This is a genomic window from Thermodesulfobacterium hveragerdense DSM 12571, from assembly GCF_000423845.1.
GTDB classification, from domain to species: domain Bacteria; phylum Desulfobacterota; class Thermodesulfobacteria; order Thermodesulfobacteriales; family Thermodesulfobacteriaceae; genus Thermodesulfobacterium; species Thermodesulfobacterium hveragerdense.
The window spans coordinates 1-17,108 of record NZ_AUIT01000031.1 but is presented as its reverse complement, the minus strand read 5'-3'; the positions used below and the strand labels follow the sequence as shown (position 1 = coordinate 17,108).

The 17,108-nt window shown below is 36.1% G+C and carries 18 protein-coding genes and 1 pseudogene; 15 read left to right on the top strand and 4 right to left on the bottom strand.

Annotated features, from left to right (window positions below; all coding sequences use genetic code 11):
• Positions 1-132: 132 nt before the first annotated feature.
• The 6 genes and pseudogenes from G580_RS11530 to lepB all read left to right on the top strand — a co-directional run bounded on the left by G580_RS11530 (position 133) and on the right by lepB (position 4,871).
• Positions 133-276 (top strand): hypothetical protein, encoded by a 144-nt coding sequence (locus tag G580_RS11530; RefSeq protein ID WP_156874813.1) that lies wholly within the window; start codon positions 133-135, stop codon positions 274-276.
• A gap of 298 nt (positions 277-574) precedes the next feature.
• A complete protein-coding gene (locus G580_RS0108245) occupies positions 575-787 on the top strand; it encodes a hypothetical protein (protein ID WP_022855803.1) in 213 nt (70 codons plus the stop codon).
• 78 nt (positions 788-865) lie between these two features.
• Positions 866-1,597, top strand: coding sequence for an ABC transporter ATP-binding protein (locus tag G580_RS0108240; RefSeq protein WP_028841757.1), 732 nt, complete (start codon positions 866-868; stop codon positions 1,595-1,597).
• On the top strand, positions 1,581-2,384 hold the full coding sequence (locus G580_RS0108235; protein ID WP_028841756.1) for an ABC transporter permease: 804 nt from the start codon (positions 1,581-1,583) through the stop codon (positions 2,382-2,384). Before G580_RS0108240 ends, G580_RS0108235 begins: the two co-directional genes overlap by 17 nt.
• A 43-nt stretch (positions 2,385-2,427) precedes the next feature.
• Positions 2,428-4,238 (top strand): annotated as a pseudogene (lepA, locus tag G580_RS10595) (translation elongation factor 4).
• Positions 4,239-4,259: 21 nt separating this feature from the next.
• A complete protein-coding gene (lepB, locus tag G580_RS0108225) occupies positions 4,260-4,871 on the top strand; it encodes a signal peptidase I (protein ID WP_028841755.1) in 612 nt (203 codons plus the stop codon).
• A 15-nt stretch (positions 4,872-4,886) separates the two neighbouring features.
• On the opposite strand, the gene phoU is transcribed toward lepB, so the two are convergent.
• Entirely contained in the window at positions 4,887-6,230 is a 1,344-nt protein-coding gene (gene phoU / locus G580_RS0108220; protein WP_028841754.1) for a phosphate signaling complex protein PhoU, read from the bottom strand.
• 170 nt (positions 6,231-6,400) lie between these two features.
• Between phoU and G580_RS0108215 the strand changes: the two genes are divergently transcribed.
• Positions 6,401-7,630 carry a putative DNA modification/repair radical SAM protein gene (locus G580_RS0108215; RefSeq protein ID WP_211211387.1) on the top strand — a complete coding sequence of 410 codons (1,230 nt, stop codon included), beginning with the start codon at positions 6,401-6,403 and terminating at the stop codon, positions 7,628-7,630.
• On the top strand, positions 7,614-8,315 hold the full coding sequence (locus tag G580_RS11120; RefSeq protein ID WP_051173312.1) for a TIGR03915 family putative DNA repair protein: 702 nt from the start codon (positions 7,614-7,616) through the stop codon (positions 8,313-8,315). The genes G580_RS0108215 and G580_RS11120 overlap by 17 nt, the downstream gene beginning before the upstream one ends.
• A gap of 45 nt (positions 8,316-8,360) precedes the next feature.
• Here G580_RS11120 and G580_RS0108205 read toward each other — a convergent pair whose 3' ends face one another.
• Entirely contained in the window at positions 8,361-9,668 is a 1,308-nt protein-coding gene (locus G580_RS0108205) for a PP-loop family protein (protein WP_028841752.1), read from the bottom strand.
• 84 nt (positions 9,669-9,752) lie between these two features.
• Between G580_RS0108205 and G580_RS0108200 the strand changes: the two genes are divergently transcribed.
• The 3 genes from G580_RS0108200 to G580_RS0108190 are packed head-to-tail and all read left to right on the top strand — an operon-like array spanning position 9,753 to position 11,211.
• Complete coding sequence (locus tag G580_RS0108200) at positions 9,753-10,100, top strand: hypothetical protein (protein WP_028841751.1); 348 nt, start codon at positions 9,753-9,755, stop codon at positions 10,098-10,100.
• Between the two features lie 3 nt (positions 10,101-10,103).
• Entirely contained in the window at positions 10,104-10,766 is a 663-nt protein-coding gene (locus tag G580_RS0108195) for a protein-L-isoaspartate(D-aspartate) O-methyltransferase (protein ID WP_038041941.1), read from the top strand.
• Positions 10,750-11,211: a TIGR00725 family protein gene (locus G580_RS0108190; RefSeq protein WP_028841749.1), complete on the top strand. Its 462-nt coding sequence runs from the start codon at positions 10,750-10,752 to the stop codon at positions 11,209-11,211. The genes G580_RS0108195 and G580_RS0108190 overlap by 17 nt, the downstream gene beginning before the upstream one ends.
• Here the strand turns inward: G580_RS0108190 and G580_RS0108185 are convergent.
• Positions 11,157-11,930 carry a pseudouridine synthase gene (locus tag G580_RS0108185; protein WP_028841748.1) on the bottom strand — a complete coding sequence of 258 codons (774 nt, stop codon included), beginning with the start codon at positions 11,928-11,930 and terminating at the stop codon, positions 11,157-11,159. The genes G580_RS0108190 and G580_RS0108185 overlap by 55 nt on opposite strands.
• Complete coding sequence (locus G580_RS0108180) at positions 11,918-12,850, bottom strand: DMT family transporter (RefSeq protein WP_028841747.1); 933 nt, start codon at positions 12,848-12,850, stop codon at positions 11,918-11,920. The genes G580_RS0108185 and G580_RS0108180 overlap by 13 nt, the downstream gene beginning before the upstream one ends.
• 164 nt (positions 12,851-13,014) lie before the next feature.
• Here G580_RS0108180 and G580_RS0108175 point away from each other — a divergent pair, with 164 nt between their 5' ends.
• The 4 genes from G580_RS0108175 to G580_RS10580 form a co-directional block, all read left to right on the top strand.
• Positions 13,015-15,711, top strand: coding sequence for a hybrid sensor histidine kinase/response regulator (locus tag G580_RS0108175; protein ID WP_028841746.1), 2,697 nt, complete (start codon positions 13,015-13,017; stop codon positions 15,709-15,711).
• Positions 15,712-15,728: 17 nt separating this feature from the next.
• A complete protein-coding gene (locus G580_RS0108170) occupies positions 15,729-16,217 on the top strand; it encodes a chemotaxis protein CheW (RefSeq protein WP_083960848.1) in 489 nt (162 codons plus the stop codon).
• 45 nt (positions 16,218-16,262) lie between these two features.
• On the top strand, positions 16,263-16,736 hold the full coding sequence (locus G580_RS11115) for a chemotaxis protein CheX (RefSeq protein WP_051173311.1): 474 nt from the start codon (positions 16,263-16,265) through the stop codon (positions 16,734-16,736).
• A 40-nt stretch (positions 16,737-16,776) separates the two neighbouring features.
• Positions 16,777-17,108 (top strand): CHASE3 domain-containing protein (locus G580_RS10580; RefSeq protein ID WP_038041939.1); only part of this gene is annotated, 332 nt, incomplete at its 3' end.

Here is a 17,108-nt window from a genome sequence, read left to right as displayed (position 1 = left end):
ATAGAGATAGCGGGGAAGATAGTTAGTAAGGCGAGGCAATTAATTTTGAAGGTTGTGGTGGGGGTTGACAAGTTTAGGGAGTATTTGAGTATAAAAACACGTTTAGAGGAGTTAAAAGGGTTGGTGTGAAAGGTGGGGTTAGTAGAGTTTGTATATGGGGAGATTAAGAGAGGATATGGGAGAAATATGTTTAGAATCAGGGGAAAAAGATTGAGGGGAGTAGTTACAGGTAGAGAATGGAATAGATTTTATATGAGAGTTGGGGAAGAACTATAGAAAGTAACTAAGGATTATGATTTTTAAGTTTAAAGATTAAAGAAAGATTTTTGATTTTATTCTCTATCGGCAAATTAGGGTTTATCCCCTTGGTGCCCTCAATATTTTTTAGCCTTTTTGATAAATCCTTTTTTAAAAAGAAAACGGAGATTAATATAACTTCGTGACATTCTAAATTTGAGGTAAAAAGTGACATTTTAAGTTTGAAACTAACCCCAAACCATGCATTAGACTTGACAAAAAAATAAAAAATTATATATTTTATCAAACCTTTAATATCTTTAAGTTGGAGGGGCTAATGGCAAGACACAAAAAATTAGAAAGACAAAAAGAGATCGAAAGAAGGAGAAGGAGAAGAGAAAAGTTAGCTAAACTTCGTGCTAAGGGACTTTTTCCTCGTCCAGAGGGATATGATACTACAGTATATTCTTACGTAGCTTATGCTGTGGCTAAAGGTATTATGACCTTAGACGAAGCTTTGGCAAGGTTAGAAAAGGCTAAAATATCTTAAATTCTTAATTTAAATCATCTTAAGCCTTTTGAATGTATTCAAACCCCTAATCAACCCTGCGATTAGGGGTTTTTTATTATGAGTCAAGTCCTCAAAACAGTCTCTCTTTCTAAGATTTTTGGTTCTAAAAGGGTGCTTGAAAAGGTATCCTTTGAACTAAAAAGGGGAGATATATTAGGAATAATAGGTCCTAACGGAGCGGGTAAAACTACATTACTTTATCTTTTGTTAGATATAGTCCTTCCTACTTCTGGTCAGGTGTTTTATTTTGGTAAAGATTTTAAAAAACACAAAACAGAAATACTTATTAAGCTTGGCTTTGCTTCACAATATCTTAATCTCCCTTATTCCCTCACCGTAGAAGAAAACTTAAAAGTTTTTGGTCATTTCTATGAAGTCTCTTCTCTGAATAAAAGAATAGATGAATTATTGGAATTGTTTAAACTTTATCATAAAAAAAAGGTGTTAACCCGTTATCTCTCGTCAGGAGAAATGATGCGTTTAAACTTGGTTAGGGCTTTTTTACATCGTCCAGAGATAGTGTTTTTAGATGAACCTACTGCTGGTCTTGATCCTGAGTATGTAAAGTATATCTCTCAGATTTTAAAAGAAGAGGTGATCTCAAGAAAGATTACTATCGTTCTTACTTCTCATCAGTTAGGTGAGTTAGAAAGGATAGCTAACAAAATTCTTCTACTTAAACAAGGGAAGGTGGTTGGCTTTGGTGAGTTAAAGGATTTATTTGAGGCTTTTCAGGTTAAATCTCTGGAAGAGTTATACTTTAAGGTGTTCTATGAAACAAGTTTTTAACGTTAAAAGGATTTACGGAGTAGTTCTAAGACATTTTTTTCTTTTAAAACACAGCCCCAGCCGATGGTTAGACCTTTTGTATTGGCCAACGGTTGATCTTTTACTTTGGGGTTTCATCACCGTCTATCTCCAAAAAGAGGCCTATTCTAACAATTTTTGGGCTTTTCAGTTTATAGGGGCTTTGATTTTTTGGAACATTTTAATACGGGCTCAACAAGGATTAGCTGTAGGTTTTTTAGAGGATGTTTGGTCCAGAAATTTGGTGTATATTTTCGTTTCTCCTATAAGAGTCTATGAATATTTAGCTGGACTTATTGTTTACAGTATTTTTAAGGCAGCTATTGCCTCTTTTCTTATGGTGGTTATAGCGGGATTGGTTTTTCATTTTAAGTTTTGGTTAACAGGTTTACAACTTTTTCTTTTGGTTTATGGTTTGTTACTTTTTGCCTGGAGTATTGGTCTACTTACGATGTCTTTTCTTTTGTTTTTTGGACAAGAGGCAGAGATTCTTGCATGGGCTTTGGCTTTGTTGTTTCTACCTTTTTCTGCGGTGTTTTATCCAGTAGAAATTTTACCAGAACCTTTACAGAGTTTAGCTAAACTGGTTCCTGCTTCTTACCTATTTGAAACCATGAGAGAAATTTTATTTGCAGGAAAGTGGAAGGTAGACTGGGTGGTTAAATCTTATCTTCTTAACTTGGTGTACTTAGGTTTTAGTTTAGGGGTTTTTGGTTATGCCTTTAAACTTGCGAAAAAGGCAGGTAAACTTCCTAAAATAGGAGAGTAGGTACCTTGTTTTTTCTAACAAGTTTGTTATTTTTTTAAATGCTATGAAAAAGGAACAAAAGATTTTTCCCCAAGAAAAAATTAGAAATTTTAGTATTATCGCTCATATCGACCACGGTAAATCTACGCTTGCTGATAGAATTTTAGAGTTTACAGGTGCGGTTTCATCCAGAGAGATGAGAGATCAGTATTTAGACCGTCTGGACCTGGAAAGAGAGAGAGGTATAACCATCAAAGCTCAGGCAGTGCGTCTATACTATCAGGCTGAAGACGGAGAGGTTTATCAGTTTAACCTGATCGATACCCCAGGGCATGTAGACTTTACCTATGAGGTTTCAAGAGCTCTTGCGGCTTGTGAGGGGGCATTGCTTGTGGTAGATGCTTCTCAAGGGGTAGAGGCTCAAACTTTAGCTAACGTCTACTTAGCTTTAGAGAATAATTTAGAAATCATACCGGTTATCAACAAGATAGACCTTCCTCAGGCAGATGTGGAAAAAACTAAAAAAGAAATAGAAGAGGTGATAGGGCTTTCAGCAGAAGAGGCCATCCTGGTTAGTGCTAAACTTGGAATAGGGATTAAAGAAGTCTTGGAGGCAATAGTTAAAAAGATACCCTCTCCTGGTGGTTTTAGAGAAAAACCTCTTAGGGCTTTGGTTTTTGATTCTTGGTATGACCCTTATCTTGGTGTGGTAGTTTTAATCAAAGTAGTCGATGGCAAGATCTATCCAGGGCAAAAAATAAGGTTTTATTCTACAGGTAAGGTATATGAAGTTACCAAAGTAGGGGTTTTTGCCCCAGAGGCAACATCAGTAGACATGCTTGTAGCTGGAGAGGTTGGTTTTATCGCAGCTTCTATAAAAGAGGTAAGAGAGGCTAAGATCGGTGATACCATTACCGAGGCGCAGGCTCAGGTAGAACCTCTTCCAGGGTTTAAAGAACAAAAACCTGTGGTTTTTGCAGGTATTTTCCCGATTGATAGCGATGATTTTGAAGATCTAAAAGAAGCCATAGAAAAACTTTGGTTAAACGACCCAGCTTTTTCTTATGAGATGGAAACCTCTGCAGCCTTAGGTTTTGGTTTTAGGTGTGGTTTTCAGGGGCTTTTACACATGGAAATCGTCCAAGAACGTTTAGAAAGAGAATATAACTTAAACCTAATTTCTACTTCTCCCTCGGTGAAATATAAAGTTAGGCTTAAAAACGGCAAAGAAATAGAGGTTGAAAACCCTGCTAAATGGCCTGATCCAGCGTTGATAGAGGAAGTACTCGAGCCTTACATCAAGGCAGAAATTTATACTCCTAAGGAATTTTTAGGACAGTTGATAAATCTCTGTGAGGAAAAAAGAGGAATTCAGAAAGAGCTTAAGTTTCTTACACCAGAAAGATGTGTGCTTGTTTACGAAATTCCCTTTAGTGAGGTAGTGCTTGATTTTTATGACAAACTCAAAAGTTATTCTAAGGGTTATGCCTCTTTAGACTACCAGTTTATTGGGTATAAACCAGGAGATTTAGTCAAAATGGATATTCTGATCAACAAACAACCGGTAGATGCCCTATCTTGATAGTACATAAGGATAAAGCTTATTACCGGGGAAGAGAACTGGCTGTAAAGTTAAAAGAGGTTATCCCGAGACAGCTTTTTGAGGTAATAATCCAGGCTGCTATTGGTAGTAAGATCATAGCCAGAGAAAGGATTGCACCTCTCAGAAAAGACGTACTTGCCAAGTGTTATGGAGGAGACGTAACCAGAAAGAAAAAACTTTTAGAAAAACAGAAAGAAGGTAAAAAGAGGCTTAAGTCTATAGGTCAGGTAGAAATTCCTCAAGAAGCATTTCTTGCTATACTAAAAATTTAAAAAATTTTAACAGGGGTCTAAATGGATACCAGCAAAAACAAAGTTTTAGACTGGATAAAAAGTTTAGTTATAGCTTTGATCTTAGCCCTCTTTATTAGAACTTTTGTGGTTCAGGCTTACAAAATCCCTTCAGGGTCGATGATCCCAACCCTTTTAATAGGAGATTACCTTTTGGTAAACAAACTTTCTTTTGGAATAAAACATCCTATTAAAGATGGGTTTTTGTATTTTAGAGAGTTACCCAAAAGACAAGAGGTAGTAGTTTTTACCTATCCTCTTGATAAAAAGTTAGATTTCATAAAGAGAGTTATAGGGCTTCCTGGGGATACAGTGCAGATAGTAAACAAGAAGGTTTATGTTAACGGGCGATTGCTTTATGAACCTTATGTTCAGTTTACTGACACAGAGGTCTACCCTCGTGAGGTTAGCTCTCGGGATAACTTAGGACCGATAAAAGTTCCTCCTGGGAAAATTTTTGTATTAGGAGATAACAGGGACCAAAGTTATGATAGCCGTTTCTGGGGGTTCGTTCCGATAGAATATCTAAAAGGTAGGGCTTTAATCATATACTTTTCTTGGGATTCAGAGCATTTTAAAATAAGGTTAGACAGGATAGGAAGGTTGATAAAATAAGGGTTATTTGTGTATCTATTTGGCTATCATTGCCCTCATAAGGTCTGCAGTGTTTTCAGCATGATGGGAAATTCCTAAAATCAGATCTATGAGCTTTAAGAAATAGAAAAGATGTAGAGGGTCCTCTATTTGATTAAAAATAGCTTTTTTAACCTTATTTCCATATTCTTCAGATAAATATTGAGCATATCTGATTTCTCTGATTAACTCCTTTGCTCTATTTCTACTTTCTTCATTTCTGGTTAAAATAAAGTCTGCGGAATATAAAATCATATCTTCTAAAAACTCAAGAGGCTTAATACTTTGGTTAAGTAATTCTTCTATTTGCTTAAAAAGCTCAAAAGATAAGGGAATATGTTTAAAAGAAAGCCAGTTTAATATCTCCTCAGCTACATCAGCAATAGCGTCCTGTTCCTTTAGATATAGAAAAAGCTCAAATCTCTCTACAGGTAGTATAATTCCTTTTGGTAGATGTCCTCTGATGTTCATTTTAAGCTTATCAGCTTCTTTTTCTATTTCAAAGATATGCTGAGCTGTTTCTTCAAGCCTTTGCTGATTACGGTGAAAATAAGCCTCTAAGGAAAGAGAAAGTCTTTCAACGCATTCTATAACTAACCGAGCATGTTTTCTTAAGAGCTCAAACACCGGAAGCTCTTTTAAAATCTCTTTTTTAAGAGTTATTAGAGAAACACTTTCTTTTTCAAGTTTTACTATCCTCCCTTCGACAACAAAGATTACTCCTTCTGCTATGTTAGTTGCTAAATCAGCTATTCTTTCTATGTTTTCTATTATCTTGATGTACTCCACACCTTGGTCTATGTTTTGAGGATTTTTCTTCATGCAGTTTTTAACATCCTCTATCAAATCTTGTTGTAAACGGTCTATTATAGCATCATACTCTATTACAGACCTTGCTTTGTGGGTGTTTTCAGTGACAAAGGCATTGATCGCTGAATGGAGCATCGTTAAGGCTTCATTGGCCATTTCCTCTATAGCTACTTTACACTCAGGAAAAGATTTGTTTTCTTGTTTGGCTAAACTTTGGGCGCTGTAGGCTATGTTAACCGATTGATCTGCGGTCCTTTCTAAGTTTTTAGCTATGTCTATGGCAGTGATAACAAACCTTAGGTCTTTTGCTACTGGCTGTTGTAAAGCTATGATCTCAAGAGCTGTTTGACATACCATATGTTCATAATAATCTATCTGGTCATCTGCCTTAATTACTCTTTCGGCTAACGTAGGGTCTAATTTATTTAAAGCTAAAATTGTGCCATTTACCATTTCATCTACGTTTTTTGCCATATCAGTTATTAGGTTTTTTAAAATTTGTAACTCTTTGCCAAGAGCTATCCTTGTCATGAATCCCCCTTCAACATAAAATAGTTTTTTAATTATTATAATATAACTTTTAAAATCAGTCAAAAAACTGAGCTTAAATCATACAATCAAATTCTCAAAAATTTAATGTTTCAACACTGGGTCTTGTCAAGAATAAAAATTAGGACAAAATAATTTAAATGATGGGACCTTTGGTTAAGAAAAAAAAAGAAGTATGGGAGCGTCTTGAACTTCTTGCTCAAGGAGCAAAGTTTGATGTATCTTGTGCCTCAAGTGGGGTTGCAAGAAACAACAAAAAATCTTTTTTAGGTAATACTTCGAAGTTTGGACTGTGTCATACCTTTACCTCAGACGGACGTTGCATAAGTCTACTTAAAGTACTTCTAACCAATCATTGCCATAACGATTGTGCCTATTGTGTTAACAAAAGGTCTAATGATCACCCAAGGACGTTTTTATCGCCTGAGGAACTTGCTTATATCACCTATCAATTCTATCGTCGAAACTACATCGAAGGTCTATTTTTAAGCTCTGGCATCATAAGAAGTGCAGACTATACTTTAGAAAAAATGATAGACACCGTTAAAATATTGCGCCTTAAATATGGTTTTGATGGATATATTCACCTTAAGATTTTACCAGGAGCTTCAGAGGCAACGATTTTAGAAGCTATAAGATGGGCAGATAGAGTTAGTGTTAACTTAGAGCTACCTACCCCTAAGTCTTTAGTTAAGCTTGCCCCTGAAAAAAACATGAAAGAGTTATTATCGACTATCGAATTAATATCTAAAAAAATTGATGAGTTTAGAGAGGAGCCTTTTGGTTATAATGCAAAGGGAGGTCAAAGCACTCAACTTATTGTCGGTGCCTCCCCAGAACCAGACCTTATCATCCTCACCTTAAGTCAACAGCTGTATAAAAAATACAAGTTGAAAAGGGTTTACTATTCTGCCTATGTTCCAGTTAATCAAGATAGTCGTCTTCCAGTGATCTCAAACCCTCCACTTCTTAGAGAGCACAGGCTCTATCAGGCTGACTGGTTGATAAGGTTTTATGGTTTTACTGTTGACGAGCTTCTTTCACCTGACAGTCCCAACCTTGAAGAAGGTTATGACCCGAAATTAGCCTGGGCTTTAAGAAACTTACACTACTTCCCGGTAGATATCATGAAGGCCTCTTACCACGAACTCCTTCGAGTCCCAGGGGTAGGACCAACCTCTGCCAAAAGGATCCTTAATTACCGTAAACATACCTCCCTTAGTCCAGAAAGTTTAAAAAAACTTGGCGTGGTAATAAAAAGGGCTAAATATTTTATAACAATTAACGGTAAAATGATAGACCAAAAGGCTAAGGTAGATTCTATTCAGAGTTTTGTCTTTAAACCTCAACCTAAGATGACTCAGCTTGAACTTTTCTTTTGAGGTTTTTAGCTTGAGAAAAGAAAACTACAGTTGGTTACAAGAGCTTGTGTGCAGGTTTGACCAAAATCTAAAAAAACAGTCTAAGTTAAGGCAAGATAGCCTTTTTAAACAGGAAATTTCAAGTTTAGCCCAGCTTTTAGCAAATCTTGATAAAGATGTGCTTAAGGTTTTATACTATTACAGCCTTTCTGAAAAAGATAGCTTCTTTGAAGATTTAAAACAAATTGTCTCTCTTGTTAGTGCAGGGAAAGAAAGATTAATTTTTTCGGACCCCGCTTTTTTCCACATATATAAAACAGCTAACAGGGTAAGAAGAGAAATTCATCGATATAAAGGCTTTTTGAGGTTTAAAGAGGTGAAAGGTGGTTATCTCTATGCCGCCTTTGAGCCGGAATTTAACGTGATCATACCTTTGGCCAGACATTTTGCCAACCGATTGAGAAACGAAAAAGTTATCTTGCATGATCGTAAAAGAGGGCTGGCTGTCTTCTGTCATAAGGAATATATCATCCAAGCAGAGATCGTAAAACCTATCCCTCAAGAAACAGAGGAAGAAACATTTTTTTCCAACCTCTGGAAACAATATTTTGAAACCCTCGCTATCAAGGAACGAGAAAACTTAAAAGGCCAGAAAAGAAACATTCCTTTAAAATACAGAAAGTTTATGGTAGAGTTTAAATTTTAAATAGGATTTATATGTCCTTTTTAGTAAAAAGATTTTACAACTTTTTTAACTTATTAGCAACCTTTCAGGAAAACTTATGTTAAAAGCTTTAAACCCTAATTTTCTAAGCTTTAAGGTGAGAATATAACTTAGCCTTCCGGTATAGCAATAAAAAAATAAAGTTTTATTTCTGTAAGGTTTGAAAAGTTTAGACAGTTTTCGATAAGAAGCTTGAACTATCTCAGGGTTAACCCATAAAGTTCCTTCAAAGGCACTTTTTTCAAAATCTTCCTTTTCTCTGAGGTCAAAAACCCTCCAGTCATCTTTGGGATGATTTTCGATAAACTCTTTAAACTCCTCTGGGGTTAATTCTAATTTTTTTTCTTTTAAGTTTTCTATCAAAGAAACCCTTTTACAGCGACTACATATCTCGTCAGAAGCGGTAGTAATTTCTCCGCATTTAACACAACTTTTAAACTCAGAAGAAGAAAGTTTGTAGTCAGGATGGGTTTTTAAAAGAGGTATGAGTTTTTTTACAAACACAGAAAGAAGCTGGTATTTAAACTGTTTATTTTCCTTTTCCCATTCTTCTATGATTTTTTTATTTTTTTTGCTTGGGGTAATCTCTCCATGAGGACAGGTGCAAGTTTCTACGGGTATTTTGTTAAGAGCTGTATAGTAAAATATGTCTTTTTCTGGGGTATGATAGAAAGGTTTAACCTTGGTTGCTTGACCAGGGTATAAAGGGGGCAAAACCGGCCCAAGTCTTACGATGCCCTCAAAATCTCCCTGGAAAAATAAGGTTAGCATGGTAGAAACCGTATCGTCAAGGTGATGTCCTGTAGCAATAACATCTATGCCCAAGTTTTTAGCTATTTTCGTAAAAAGATACCTTTTTATTACCCCACATACAGAGCAGATTTTGTTTTTGAACATAGTATGTACAAAATGGTCTATAGAGTAACCTTCTTCCTTAGGTATATTATAGACATATAAAGGAACCTCGATTTCCTGGCAGAGCTTTCTAACCGTTTCCTCTGCAAGGTCTGAATAGTATTGTATACCTAAGTTTAGATGAATAGCTTGAAGAACCAGCTCAGGAAAAACCTTCTTTAAACTAAAAAGAAGGGCGGCACTGTCTTTCCCTCCTGAAACAAAAACACCCACCTTTTTGGTGTTACGAAACATCCTGTATCTTTTTATCGTGTTTTTAAGGCGGTTTTCAAAGATTTGATTAAAACATGTGAGACAAACTTTGATGCCTTGAGAAGGGATTTCTATGAGAGCTTCATTTCCTTTACACCTTTTACATTTAAACGGAAAAGGATTAAGGGTTAACTCGAAGGTCTCTCCACCGCATTTGTAATATTTCATAGTTGTTTAATTTTAACTCAAAAGTTTGTTGTGAAAAGGTTTATTTTATGTTAATATTTGAATAAAATTGAAATAGGTGGAAAGATGAAGCTTAGGTTATGGTTGTTAACGGTATTTTTAGGTTTATGTTTGTGGGGTTGTGCTACCAAACCCGGACCTAATTTAGCCTCAAAAGCCAGCCTTATCAAACCTAATCAGACAAACAAAATGGAAGTTACCCAGTTTTTAGGCCCCCCTGTGCAGATTTTTGTATTTCCTGACGGACGAGAAGAATGGTATTATTACTACAGGGTTAAAAATTTTTGGGAAGACATCCCATTAGCCAATCGTTATAAAGGAGAAGATTATACCGAAATACTTAAAATTGTTATCTACAAAGACCAGGTAGTGGATTGTTATTATTACACCGTAGAAAAACCTAAAAAGAGGTAGCAGATGCAGGGTTTTTACGACAAGGATCTGTATAGGATCGCCCGAGAGAAAATGGTTAAATCTCAGATTGTAGCTCGAGGTATTAAAGATGAAAAGGTAATTCAAGCGATGCTAAAAGTGCCAAGGCATCTTTTTGTTGAAGAAGCCTTAAGAGATCAGGCTTACGGAGACTTTCCTTTACCCATAGGAAAGGGACAAACCATTTCTCAACCTTATATCGTAGCTTTAATGACCGAGGCCTTGGAGTTAAAGGGGAAAGAGAGAGTTTTAGAAGTAGGAACAGGGTCTGGATACCAAACAGCTATTCTTGCAGAGATAGCTTTGTGGGTTTACACTATAGAAAGAGATCCTGACCTTTCTGAAAAGGCTAAAAAAGTGCTCCTAAGCTTGGGATATAAGAACATCTCTCTTAAGATTGGAGACGGAAGTTTAGGATGGCCTGAGGCTGCACCTTTTGATGCTATAATTGTTACTGCAGCTTCTCCCCAGATCCCTCAGCCTTTGGTAGACCAACTTGCTGAAGGGGGGAGGATTGTCATCCCTGTGGGAGATGAATTTTCTCAAATTTTGGTAAAGGGGATTAAAAAAGATGGTATACTTAAAATCCAAACCTTAGAACCAGTAAGATTTGTAAAGTTGGTGGGGGCTTATGGATTTAAAGAATAGAAGGATAGCTGTGGTAGGGGCAGGGATTGCTGATGAGAGCACCTATCAAATAGCCTATACTATGGGAAAACTCTTGGGTGAAAAGGGGGCCATAGTTTATACCGGTGGTCTGGGCGGAGTAATGGAAGCGGCTTGTAAGGGGGCTTTTGAGGCTGGAGCTACCACAGTAGGGATTCTGCCAGGGCATAAAGTCGAAGAAGCCAACCCTTATGTTAAAGTATTGGTGCTTAGTGATATGGGACATGCACGAAACGTAATCTTGATAAGGTCGGTTGAAGCGGTGATAGCCATTTCCGGTGGATACGGTACCCTTTCTGAGATAGCTTTAGCTTTAAAGATGTGGAAACCAGTGATAGGGATTAACACATGGGAAAACATTCCTGGTGTTAATTATGTCTCTTCACCTGAAAAAGCTCTGGCTAAACTTTTAGAGTTCTTTAGTTGAGCTACAAATTTAAAAAGATTTTGCAATTCAGACTTAGAAAGAGGCCTTATTTCTCCAGGTTTTAGGTCTCCAAGCATAAGGGGGCCAAACTGAACACGTAGCAGCCTGTGAACTTTACCTCCTAAATAAGCTACCATTTTTCTAACTTCTCTTTTTATCCCTTCTTTTACACAAACCTCATAAACATAGCTTTTATTTTCATTTTTAACTAACCTAAAAACAAGAGGTTTAACCAACTTCCCTTCAAGATGAATTCCATGTTTTAGTAAATTTTTTATTTTCGGTTCTTCCAATTTAGGACTTACCCAAACCAAGTAACGTCTTTCTACTCCGTATTTAGGGTGAAGTAAAAAGTTTCCTAAATCACCGTCATTGGTGAGTAAAAGTAACCCTTCGCTGTATTTATCAAGTCTACCTACCGGAAATACTCTCTGAGGTAGTTTTTCTAAAAAACACCTGATGGTTTCTCTGTGGTGAGGATCATAAAGCGAGGTTAAAAACCCTTTAGGCTTGTAGAATAGGTAATAGACTTTTTCTGGTAACGAAATTTTTTTGCCTTCTACTATTACTTCGTCTTTTTGTGGGTCAACTTTATAAGATAGGTCTGATACAACTTCTCCATTTACTAAAACCTTACCTTGTTTAATAAGTTCATCTGCCTTTCTTCTGGAAGTAATCCCACAGGCAGCTAAAAATTTATTCAACCTTAACTTATCCACCGTTTATCTCCAGAAAAAAGAGTTTTTGCTTTCTTTTCAGATAGTTCCAGTTTTGACTTACCTTCTTTTTGAACCAAAAAAATACCGAGGATTGTTATAAATCCTCCTAAGATTAACTGCAAGGTTATTTTTTCTGAAAGGAAAAGCCAAGCTAAAAAACTTGCTAATATTGGTTTGATAAAAAATATGGTGGACCCTCGACTGGCATTAGTCAGACTTAGTCCTTTAAAATAGGTATAATAAGCTACTCCAGTTACAAAAATTCCTATATAAAGGATAGAAGGCCAGGCTTGTTTAGGAACCGAAAAGAGCGGCTGATGAAAAGTCAAGAGAATGGGTACCAAAAGCAGGCTTCCTATGAGAAAGGAGATAGAATTCATAACTAAATTATCTATCTTATGGTTTATCTTTTGGGCAAAAGCGGTGTATATCCCATAAGTTAAAGCTGAAAGAAGCAGGTATAGTATCCCATAAGAATAACTATAGTCTATGTTTAAATCTTTATAAAAGGTAAAGATTAAGCCTGAAAAACCTACAACTAAACCTAAAACCTTTTTATAGGTTAGTGGTTCTTTTAGTAAAAAATAAGCAGAAAGGGCTACAAAAATAGGGTTTGAACTAAAGATCACCGCAGCTAAGCTGGCTTTAGTCTGGTTGATGCCAAGTTGTAAAAGACACATGCTAAAGACTATGTTAATCAAACCTAAAAGAAAAAGATAAAAAAGGTCTTTAAGGCTAAGATTAAATCCTGAAACTCTAACCTTAGATAAGGCAAAAGGTAAAAGTAATATACCTCCTATTAAAAACCTTAGAAAAACGACCTGAAAAGGATTGACTAAACCGGTAAGTGTTCTACTTACTACCTCGTAGGAACTAAAAAAAAGAATGGTTATTCCAAGATAAAAAAAAGCTTTATTCACGACTAACTATTTTAGCACACTATCAAAAAAATCCAACTTTAGCTTAATAACAACACAAATTAATAGATAAGTTTATCTAAATCGAGGTTTGACAAAAATTTTTTTTTTAATAAAATTTTGTTTATATAAGAGAAAAATGTCATTAAAATGAGGGAGGTAATTTTATGATGTTTGATGAAGATATTTTACAAGATTTTTTGGTTGAAGCAAAGGAGGCGATTGCTAATTTAGAAGAGGGGTTTCTTGAATTAGAAAAGGACAAAGAAAATTTAGAGGTGATTCGTTCTCTTTTTAGAAGCATGCATTCTCTAAAGGGGGCTTCTGGATTCTTTGGTTTTAAGTCTCTTGAATCTATCGCTCATTTTTCAGAGGAAATTCTCTCAAAGATTAGAGATGGCTTGCTTAAACCAGATGATAGCATCATAGACATGTTGCTTAAGGCGGTTGACTGGATAAAGTTTATCGTTCAGCATTTAGAGACCCATAAAGAAGAGCCTATAGATGATAATCTTCTTGAATTTTTAGTAACTCTTTCTAACTTTACAGAAAAGATTAAAAAGGGGATAAAAGAAGAGAAGTCTAGCGAAAAACCTATAGAAGAACCTGTTCAAGAAATTTCTGAAAAAATCTCTCAGGGAACCCAGCAAGAAACCTCTCAGGAAACTCAGCAGGAACCCTTACAAGTTCCTTCTGAAGAAGCTATTCCTAAGAAAACCTTAGAGGAATCTGTTGAAAAAGAGGAAAAGAAGGAAGAAAAAACTCAAAAAATGGTTGAAAAGCTTGATGATAAAAAAGAGAAAAAAGAAAGTCCACAGGTAGCTACTCCTCAAGTAGAGTTAACAGAAACACATATTAAGGTTGATGTAAAGCTTTTAGACCAGCTTATGAATTTGGCAGGAGAACTTGTTTTAGCAAGGAACAGGGTGGTTCAGCTTTCTCAAAAGATACTTGATGACGACCTTACAAGAAGTGTTCAAGCACTTTCTATGATTACCACTGAGATGCAAGAAACCATAATGAAAACAAGGATGCAACCCATCGGGACAGTTTTCAATAAATTTCCAAGGATAGTTAGAGATCTTGCAAAATCCTTAGGGAAAAAGGTAAATCTTCATCTTGAGGGGACAGAAACAGAGCTTGATCGTTCAATAATTGAGGCTATAAAAGACCCTCTTACGCATTTAGTTAGAAACGCTATCGATCATGGGATAGAACCTCCTGAAGAGAGGGTGCAAGTTGGTAAAAGGGAAGAGGGAACGATTTATTTAAGGGCGTATCAGGAAGGTGGTCAAGTAGTGATAGAAATCGAGGATGACGGAAGAGGTATTGATGTAGAGAAAATTCGTAAGAAAGCGGTAGAGAAGGGTTTTTTGACAGCAGAGGAAGCCCAAAGAGCAAGGGAGAGTGATTTACTTGCTTTGATTTTTAAGCCTGGATTTTCTACAGCTGAAAAGGTTACTCAGGTGTCTGGTCGTGGAGTCGGGATGGATGTGGTAAAAACAAACATCGAAAAACTTGGAGGAACGATTGAGATAAACACCATCTATGGTAAGGGAACAACGGTTAGGGTAAAAATTCCTCTTACCCTTGCTATCATTCCTGCACTTATCGTTAAGTCAGGTGGTTACAAGTATGCAATTCCTCAGGTTAATCTTAAAGAACTTGTAAATGTGGACCCTAATAAAGACCTTTTAAAGGTAGGGTCTACAGATTTTTATAGACTAAGAGGAGAGATTATACCGGTATTGAAGCTTTCAGAGATATTGAAACAGAGCTCAAACGGAGAGGTTTTGTCTAAAAATCTTGTGATATTAACCACAGGAGAAAGAGTTTTAGGGTTGCTTGTAGATGAGATTTTAAATTCAGAGGAAATAGTGGTTAAGCCTTTAGGTAAGTGGTTTAAAGATATACCGGTTTACAGTGGAGCAACGATTATGGGAGATGGAGCGTTAGCTTTAATTCTTGATGTGGTTGGATTATCAAAGTTTATTGGATTAAGTGTGGAAGAGGTAGAAAAAAGGCTTGATGCTGAAAGAATTACGATTAAAACCTCAAAAGATGAAACCTATTTCTTGTTGTTATTTGATGTAGGACAAGACAGACTTGCATTACCTATAGCACTTATCTCAAGGCTTGATAAAGTTAAAGCGGATAGCATACAGATCGTAGGTGGTAAAGAGGTTATCATCTATGAGGACCAGGTAGTTCCTGTGATAAGATTAGAAAATTATTTGCCCTTGCAAGGGCTACCTTATCAAGATAGTTACATAGTGCTATTCTTTACAGAGAGAAGCAAAACTTGTGCTATTCTTTGTTCAAGCATAGTTGATACCATTGAGACCACCCTTGAAATAGAGGAAGGGCTTTACAACAATCCTGGGATATTAGGACATAAGATAATAGACGGGAAAACTGTGCTTTTTATAGACATTTACAAGGTAATAGAGATGTATGACCCAGAGTGGTTTGTGGTTAAATTTAAAGAGGAGGTTCATACTGCTAAGAGGATTTTATTGGCAGAGGATTCACCGTTTTTCAGGAACATGATGAAGAACTATTTAGAGGCGATGGGTTTTGAGGTTGAGTGTGTAGAGAACGGACGTGAAGCGATAGAAAAATTACATAATGACCCTAACTTTGATTTGGTAATAACCGACATAGAGATGCCAGAGATGGATGGGTTTGAGTTGTTAAAAGAGTTAAGAGGAAATCCTCAGTTTAAAAACCTTCCTGTGATTGTAGTAACAGCCCTTGCAGGGGAGGAAGTCAAAAGGAAGGTATTTGAGTTTGGGGCAAACGGCTATGAAGTGAAGCTACAAAGAGACCAAGTGCTTGAAAGGATAAAACAACTCTTAAGTTAAAAAGGAGGTTTTAAAAGATGAATATAATGAAGAGAGAGAAAGAAAAGGTTATTTTATCAGAGGAAAAAGATCATAAGCTTGCAACCATTGACACCATAACCTTTGTAACGTTTTATTTAGGGAATTTTTTATGTGGGATACCGGCGGATATTATCATGGAAATAAACAAGGATACAGAGATAACGCCAGTTCCTTTGGCAGATGAGTTTATCTTAGGAATCATGAATTTAAGAGGGCAGATCGTTACTGTTATGGACCTTGCCAAGAAGGTTGGTTTAAAGGAAAAAATAAAACCTACTGTTAATCTTATCCTTAAAACCGAAGGAGAGGCACCGGTTTCTTTTGTGGTTGAAAGGATAGGAGATATATTAGAAGTTCCTGTAAGTAAGATTGAAAAACCTCCTGAGAGGATAGAGGGTATCTCTAAAGAATATGTAAAAAACGTTTATCAGCTACCTGATAAAATATTGCTTATCTTTGATGTAGATAGATTGCTTAAGTTTTAAACTAAATATCAAAATTTTAAAGAAATAAGAGGAGGGTAAAAACCTATGAATGCTCAGGCCATTGCGGATTGTGTAAAGAAAGCGGTAGAAGAAGTTATAGGAATGTATCTTATGAAAACTCCGGTTTTAAAAGAAACTAAGGTGAGACAAGATAACGAAGGATTTAAAGATGTCTCAGTAATAGTGGGGTTAGCTTCGGATAAACTTGAAGGCGTACTTATCGTTAGCTACAACAAAGGTATAATTTTTGAATTCATGAAAAATATCTTAGGAGAAGAGGTAGCAGAACTTAACAAAGAAGCAGTCGATGCCGCAGGAGAGCTTACCAACCAGATAAGCGGTGTTTTTAGAAGAGAGCTTGAAAAATTTGGACTAAAACTTGAAGGTTCTACCCCTTCTATAGTAACTGGAGTAGACCATAAAATAGAAATACCCAGCAAAATCCCCAGAGTTTCCTTTTTGTATACTTTAGGAGACAATCTTGACCTGATAGTTGAGTTTGGTCTTGGGAAAAAATAGATATAACAACATAAATTTTTTCAAATAAAGGAGGAACACTATGTTCAAAAACTGGAGTATTACCAAAAAACTTATTGCTGGTTTTGGGGTTATTTTTTTGATAGTGGGCCTTGTATCTCTTTATACTTTATACTCTTTGTATGTTGTGAAAAAAGATGTTGAGGATTTGGGAGAAAGAGCATATAAGATCGAATTTGCTGCAAAAATAAGAAAGGAGATTATGGTAAACGTTATTGGTAATGTTTCTCTAATGCTTTTAACCAATGAACCAGAAAAGAGAAAGGAGTATTATAACGAAATCCTTAAAGCTCGAGAGGAGTATAAGAAAGCTATGGATTTTCTTAAGTCTGTTACCCGATCAGAGGAAGGAAA

Excerpts from the sequence above, each read along its gene's own strand:
- phoU (WP_028841754.1), bottom strand. The coding sequence starts at position 6,230 with ATGACAAGGATAGCTCTTGGCAAAGAGTTACAAATTTTAAAAAACCTA.
- G580_RS0108195 (WP_038041941.1), top strand. The coding sequence starts at position 10,104 with ATGCAGGGTTTTTACGACAAGGATCTGTATAGGATCGCCCGAGAGAAA.
- G580_RS0108200 (WP_028841751.1), top strand. The coding sequence starts at position 9,753 with ATGAAGCTTAGGTTATGGTTGTTAACGGTATTTTTAGGTTTATGTTTG.
- G580_RS0108170 (WP_083960848.1), top strand. The coding sequence starts at position 15,729 with ATGAATATAATGAAGAGAGAGAAAGAAAAGGTTATTTTATCAGAGGAA.
- G580_RS0108205 (WP_028841752.1), bottom strand. The coding sequence starts at position 9,668 with ATGAAATATTACAAATGCGGTGGAGAGACCTTCGAGTTAACCCTTAAT.
- G580_RS0108175 (WP_028841746.1), top strand. The coding sequence starts at position 13,015 with ATGATGTTTGATGAAGATATTTTACAAGATTTTTTGGTTGAAGCAAAG.
- G580_RS0108235 (WP_028841756.1), top strand. The coding sequence starts at position 1,581 with ATGAAACAAGTTTTTAACGTTAAAAGGATTTACGGAGTAGTTCTAAGA.
- G580_RS11115 (WP_051173311.1), top strand. The coding sequence starts at position 16,263 with ATGAATGCTCAGGCCATTGCGGATTGTGTAAAGAAAGCGGTAGAAGAA.
- G580_RS0108245 (WP_022855803.1), top strand. The coding sequence starts at position 575 with ATGGCAAGACACAAAAAATTAGAAAGACAAAAAGAGATCGAAAGAAGG.
- G580_RS0108240 (WP_028841757.1), top strand. The coding sequence starts at position 866 with ATGAGTCAAGTCCTCAAAACAGTCTCTCTTTCTAAGATTTTTGGTTCT.
- G580_RS0108190 (WP_028841749.1), top strand. The coding sequence starts at position 10,750 with ATGGATTTAAAGAATAGAAGGATAGCTGTGGTAGGGGCAGGGATTGCT.
- lepB (WP_028841755.1), top strand. The coding sequence starts at position 4,260 with ATGGATACCAGCAAAAACAAAGTTTTAGACTGGATAAAAAGTTTAGTT.